The following is a 6,868-nucleotide window of genomic DNA, read 5'->3' on the forward strand; positions in this document are numbered from 1 at the left end:
TTTAACTTAGCAAAATATCGCAACTATAAAAAATTAAAAGGGATCCAACCAATTTTAAAAATTACTGAAAAGGCCATTCAGTACTCACACTATTTATGTTTTAAATATGAAAGACTATAAGAAGTCTTTCATAAAAATAATTCTATTAATCTTTATTAACCAACTAAGTAAATTATGGAGGAATATTTAGGTACAATTAAATCTTTTGCCTTCAACTTTGCCCCTGTAGGATGGAAGCTTTGTGATGGAGAACTTTTAAGTATCTCCGCAAATCAAGCACTGTTTTCATTATTAGGTACTACATACGGCGGAGACGGACAGACTACTTTTGGTCTTCCCGATTTAAGAGGGAGAACCATAGTACACCCAGGTTACGGTCCGGGTTTAGACCCGGTAACATGGGGCGAAAAATACGGAATGCAAAAGGTTACATTAACAAATGCTACAATGCCGTATCATGCTCATCTTATTGTTTCCGGAAACGGAGACCAAATGGTTTCTGTTGCAACAGAGACAAAAGTACATGTAGGCACGGGTTCTGTTATAAATGAAACGGATTACGGAACATATCCTTTTGGTGCAGGAGGTTCTACACCAAACATCTATGCAGAAGCAGACGCGGGTACAGACAGGGTAGGAGGTATTTATTCTCAGTCTATTGTAAATGGTACTACAAAGCCTGTGGGTGGAGGAGAACAAGTAGACATAAAACAACCATTTTTAGGTGTTTATATGTGTATAGCTGTAGAAGGAATATATCCTTCCAGAAATTAAAAAATGAATAATCATCTATTTTATAAATTTAAAAATAAAATTTTTAAACATTTATCTTAAAGTAGTTAACAATTGTTAATGATTAACGAAAATTTAACTACTTTAGCTTAGCCTTTTAATAAGTAAATTCAACTAAAAAAATAAATATTATGTTAGAAGATTATATAGGTACTATACAAGCATTTGGTTTTAACTTCCCTCCAAGAGGGTGGGCTTTTTGCGACGGTCAATTATTGGCAATCTCATCAAACACAGCACTTTTTTCTCTATTAGGAACTACTTTCGGGGGTGACGGAAGAACTACTTTCGGTCTGCCTGATTTAAGAGGTCGTTCAATGGTACACGTTGGTAACGGTCCGGGACTTGACGTTGTACATTGGGGAGAAAAAGGTGGAAGAGATTCAGTAACCTTAACATCAGCAAACTTACCTGCACATAATCACGCTATTATAAACGGTACAGGACCGGGAATGGTAAGTGTACACACTGCAACAGTGGTAAATGTGGGAACAGGTGTTGTATTAAACGAGCCTGACAATGGTAATTATCCTTTTGCAGCAGGAGGATCAACACCAAATATATATGTAGAGGATGCTCCGGGAACTGATTATGTTGGTGGAGTTACTTCAGAAAGTATGATTTCAGGTTCAACGGCTTCTGCAGGAGCTAGTTACCCTATAGATATACGCAATCCGTTTTTAGGAGTTTATGTAAGTATATGTATGTATGGAGTGTATCCATCAAGAAGTTAATTAATAAATAAGCTATTTGGCAGGGAAAGGGGAAATGTATGTTTCCCCGTCCTTGTTTAAATAAAAAACTGATCTGTTATATATGATCTCCAAAAACAAAATAGGTGTTCTATATCCCCAGTCAGCCCAATATAAGACTCTCTCTCAGGATTTTATAAAAGGAATTAAATGTAATGACCTTTCTGTAGAATACTATATGGAGAGTATAAGTATAGGCTCTGACGAAAAGATTATTATTGAAAGAATACAAAAGTTACAATACCAGCATGACGTAAATATAATTATAGGCTTTTTTGGTCATCATAAAATAGAAGACGTTTACCAGTATGCGGCTGATAATGAACTTATACTTATAGCAACCGGCTTAGGCGCGACACTGCCATATTCGCAAGCCAAGTATAAGGGAGTGTATATCAACTCATATGCGTTAAATGAATCCTGTTATTTATTAGGTAAATATTTAATAGAAAGCGGATATAGTAACATTGTTAGTTCAACCTCATATTACGATGCAGGCTACGGTTTACTTTCTTCTATAGAAACATCATTGCTTGAAAATGATTTAACCTTTTCAGGACACTACATAACCCCATTTATGCCTCGTGAAAACGAAGCAGCGCTTATGGAGCAAAGTATAGATAATAACGGCACTGATGCCGTTTTTGCGTTTCATAGCGGACTGTATGCCAAAGAGCATGCAGGGTTTATTGCTCAAACAGAATTACTACACAAATTCGACTACTATATTATACCTTTTACACTAAACAAAGATATTTTTAAAGGAAAAAATAAGAATATTTATGTTGTAAGTTCTTGGTTAGAAGAAGGTGAAGAAGAGAAACATAGCGCTTTTTCTAAAGCATATAATCAGGAAAATAACAAGTATCCCACAGTGTTTACACTGCTTGGATACGAAAGTGGATTAATTTTAAAAGAAGTGCTCCAAAATGTAGAATCAACATCTTATGAAGATGTTGTAAATGAGATTAATAATGTAGAAATATCAGGACCAAGAGGTATGCTGAAATTTGATGAATCATGTAATCGAACAATTTTTAATCATTATATATATAAACCAATTGCCTATGATGAAAACAATTTTTCTTTTGAAAAAGTGGAAACCCTTAACAATAACGGGCACTTTATAAAAAAGATTTTATCTACGCCTACTCCTGACAGAATAGGGGGGTGGCACAATGCTTATTTATGTCATTAATTTAAATTCAACTTCATGAAACAAAAATTATCTTATTTGTTGCTCTTGCTTACAGGTTTGTTTTGGCAAACAAACATGCAGGCGCAAACGTTACAAGCAGGAGATATCGCCATTATCGGTATGAATATCGACAGCTTTGACACAGTTAGTTTTATAGCTTTAACTGACTTACCGGCCGGAGAAAAGCTATACTTTACAGACGAAGGATGGGAAAATGATAATACTTGGGGTAATGGCTTCGAGGGACACATTGCTTGGACAATTCCGGCAGGTGTAACTTGTGGTACAATATTTACCTTTCAGTATACTGCTCCTGATACTTTTCCAATCTCAGTAGGAGGATCAACTTCTCAAGAATATGGATCTTTTGGTTTTACAATAGCAGGAGACCAAATGCTTGTGTACCAATCACCAAGTAATACAGTTAGACCTACTAACCCTACATTTATTACTGGTATCCACATGGATTATAACGCATCTAAAATAGACGCTGTAACAGGTTGGAGTACCTCAGTAAACGGAGGGGGATCAGAAAGTACATTGCCTCAAGGTTTAACCAATGGTGTTAATGCTTTAGCAATGCTTACCAGTTCTACAGAGTATGATAATGTTAAATACACAGGAAGTTTATCAGGCTCATCTGCTACAGTATTGAGTAATATAATGAATCTGTCAGACTGGGTATACAATGACACTACAGCGTATAACCTTTCAGCAGCAGCATATTCTGGTGTAAACGTGACTTGTGGTCCTACATGTACTATGTCAGCTACATTTACTACACAAAACAATGTTAGTTGTAATGGTGCCAATGATGGTTATTTGGTTGTAACAGTTACAGGTGGAACTGCTTTATACAGCTACTCATTCTCTAACGGAGCATCATTGTCAGGTACTCCGTTAACTTCAATAGCTATAAGCAACTTACCTCCGGGAGAAATAACCGTAACAGTAACTGACGGCAATGGCTGTACAGATAGTGATACAGCAACTATTACGGCACCTTCTGCATTCACGGCAAATGCAATAGTAGATAGTAATGTAACCTGTAACGGGGGTAGCAATGGTAGTGCTACAGTAACACCATCAGGAGGTAATTCACCATATACTTACTTATGGGATAACGGAGAAACCACTGCTACTGCAACAGCTTTAACAGCAGGAAACCGTAGCGTAACTATAACAGACAATGGTGGATGTACAGCAACTACTTCTGTAACTATAACACAGCCTACAGCAGTATCTGCAAGTGGAGTAGCCACAAATGTAAGTTGTAACGGTGGCAATAATGGAGCTATTGATTTAACAGTAACCGGAGGTACAACGCCGTATACCTATGTATGGAATAATGCTGCTACTACGGAAGACTTATCAGGCCTAACGGCAGCGACATATAGTGTAACGGTAACAGATGCAAACGGGTGTACAGCTACAGAGACTGTAGATGTATTTGAGCCAATTATATTAGAAGCAAATGGAGTAGCCACAAATGTAAGCTGTAATGGCGGCAATGACGGAACTGTTGATTTAACAGTAATAGGCGGTAACCCACCCTATACCTTTGCATGGAATAATACCGCTACAACCGAAGACTTATCAGGTCTAATGGCAGGCACCTACAGTGTAACCGTAACTGATGCAAAAGGTTGTACAGCAACCGAATCAGTAGATGTATTTGAGCCGGTTATATTAGAAACAAGTGGAGTAGCCACAAATGTAAGCTGTAATGGTGGTAGTGATGGAGCTATTAACTTAACAGTAGTAGGAGGTAACCCACCCTATACCTATGCATGGAATAATACCGCTACAACCGAAGACTTATCAGGTCTAACGGCAGGCACCTACAGTGTAACCATAACCGATAGCAAAGGTTGTACAGCTACAGAAACTGTAGATGTATTTGAGCCGGTTATATTAGAAGCAAGTGGAGTAGCCACAAATGTAAGCTGTAACGGAGGTAATGATGGAGCTATTAACTTAACAGTAGTAGGAGGTAACCCACCATATACATTTGTATGGAATAACAGTGCAACAACTGAGGATTTATCAGGTTTAACAGCAGCAACATACAGTGTAACCATAACCGATAGTAAAGGATGTACAGCTACAGAGACTGTAGATGTATTTGAACCAATTATACTTGAAGCAAACGGTGTTGCAACCAACGTAAGCTGTAATGGTGGTAGTGATGGAGCTATTAACTTAACAGTAGTAGGAGGTAACCCACCATATACATTTGCATGGAATAACAGTGCAACAACTGAGGATTTATCAGGTTTAACAGCAGCAACATACAGTGTAACCATAACCGATAGTAAAGGATGTACAGCTACAGAGACAGTAGATGTATTTGAGCCAATTATATTAGAAGCAAGCGCAGTAGCAACTGATGCTACCTGTGCAGGTAACGACGGTTCTGTTGATTTAACGGTAATAGGAGGCAACCCACCCTATACCTATGCATGGAATAACACTGCTACAACCGAAGATTTATCAGGTCTTTCAGAAGGTACTTACAGTGTAACAGTAACTGATGCAAAAGGTTGTACAGCTACAGAAAGTGTAGTTGTAGGTGCACCCCCCGCTATAATAGCAAATGCAGTTGCAACCCCTGTAAACTGTAATGGTGGTAATGACGGAGCTGTTGACTTAACAGTAACCGGAGGTACAGCGCCATACACCTTTGTATGGAATAACACCGCTACAACAGAAGATTTAGCAGGCTTAACAGCAGGTACATATGAAGTAACCGTAACCGATGCAAACGGATGTACAGCAACTGAATCAGTAGAAGTAACTGAGCCAACAGTATTAGTTGCCAGTGGCGTTGCTACAAATGTAAGCTGTAACGCTGGTACTGACGGAGCTGTTGACTTAACCGTAACCGGAGGTACAGCGCCATACACCTTTGTATGGAATAACACCGCTACAACAGAAGATTTAGCAGGCTTAACAGCAGGTACATACGATGTAACCGTAACCGATGCAAACGGATGTACAGCAACAGAGTCAGTAGAAGTAACTGAACCAACAGCTATTGTAGTTGACGTTGTAGTTAATACAAACGTAACATGTAACGGAGGTTCTACAGGAGATGCTTCGATAACAGTAACAGGAGGTACAGCACCATTTGAAGTTATTGTTAACGGTACAACTTTCAGTAACATTCCTGATAACACAACCCTACCTATAGGAGGATTATCAGCAGGAACTTATCCTGTAAATGTAACGGACGGTAACGGTTGTACAGCAACTTCTTCAATAACTATAACAGAGCCTACAGCATTAGTAGCGTCTGGAAATGTAGATGCAAACGTAAGTTGTAACGGCGGTAATGACGGAGCAATAACAGTAAACGTAACCGGAGGTACAGGTGACTATAGCTACGCTTGGACAGGTATGGAAGAAGTTACTGTAGTTTCTCAAGGTTTTGAAGCAACAGGTAGCTGGAACTATTTAATAAATCCTGGAGTTTATGATACAGGAGGAGATGTTTGGAATATAATTGAAGAATTCTCAGGTAATATAGATGCAGCATCAGAAGGTACACATTTCTTCGGTATGCGTGATCTTGATAATGAAAATGGTGGTGGTGCTTTCCCTCACACTATTACATTTGAAGCTATAGATGTTTCTGCTTATGGAGCGTTAACACTTGAATTTGATTATAATATAGTTGGATACGATACATCAAGCGGAGACCTTTTAGAATATATAGTTGCATTTGATAATGGTACAGAGTGGGAAAATCCTGTAGCCTTAAATACTGAGAACCCGGATACTACTTCAGGCTGGGAAACAGCAACTATAACAGTTCCTGCTTCAGCAAACTTTGTAAGGTTAAGACTTCAGGGTACTCAAAACGGAGGTTCTGATTATGCAGGTTTTGATAATGTAAGATTATATCAGCCGGGAGCTGAAGGGCCATCTTTAACAGGTTTAGCAGCAGGTACGTATGAAGTAACCGTAACCGATGCAAACGGATGTACAGCAACCGAGTCAGTAGAAGTAGCTGAGCCGGCAGTATTAGTTGCCAGCGGAGTAGCCACATCAGCAAGCTGTAATGGAGGTAATGACGGCGCTGTTGATTTAACAGTAACCGGAGGTACAGCCCCATACACCTTTG

Annotated in this window: 4 protein-coding genes; all 4 read left to right on the top strand. The window is 38.8% G+C overall.

The window, feature by feature from the left end; all coding sequences use genetic code 11:
• Positions 1–174 precede the first annotated feature (174 nt).
• Positions 175–774, top strand: a complete 600-nt coding sequence (locus IEW45_RS11295; RefSeq protein WP_188621358.1) for a phage tail protein — start codon at positions 175–177, stop codon at positions 772–774.
• A 149-nt stretch (positions 775–923) separates the two neighbouring features.
• Positions 924–1,526 (top strand): phage tail protein, encoded by a 603-nt coding sequence (locus tag IEW45_RS11300; protein WP_188621359.1) that lies wholly within the window; start codon positions 924–926, stop codon positions 1,524–1,526.
• A gap of 82 nt (positions 1,527–1,608) precedes the next feature.
• Complete coding sequence (locus IEW45_RS11305) at positions 1,609–2,742, top strand: ABC transporter substrate-binding protein (RefSeq protein WP_188621360.1); 1,134 nt, start codon at positions 1,609–1,611, stop codon at positions 2,740–2,742.
• Between the two features lie 15 nt (positions 2,743–2,757).
• Positions 2,758–6,868: beta strand repeat-containing protein (locus tag IEW45_RS11310; RefSeq protein ID WP_188621361.1), on the top strand; the 4,111-nt coding region annotated here is incomplete at its 3' end.

It is taken from the genome of Flavobacterium suaedae (assembly GCF_014642915.1).
Taxonomy (GTDB): Bacteria; Bacteroidota; Bacteroidia; order Flavobacteriales; family Flavobacteriaceae; genus Flavobacterium; species Flavobacterium suaedae.

What these genes read in the sequence shown, in the direction of transcription:
- IEW45_RS11295 (WP_188621358.1), top strand. Translation starts at nt 175, where the DNA reads ATGGAGGAATATTTAGGTACAATTAAATCTTTTGCCTTCAACTTTGCC.
- IEW45_RS11300 (WP_188621359.1), top strand. Translation starts at nt 924, where the DNA reads ATGTTAGAAGATTATATAGGTACTATACAAGCATTTGGTTTTAACTTC.
- IEW45_RS11305 (WP_188621360.1), top strand. Translation starts at nt 1,609, where the DNA reads ATGATCTCCAAAAACAAAATAGGTGTTCTATATCCCCAGTCAGCCCAA.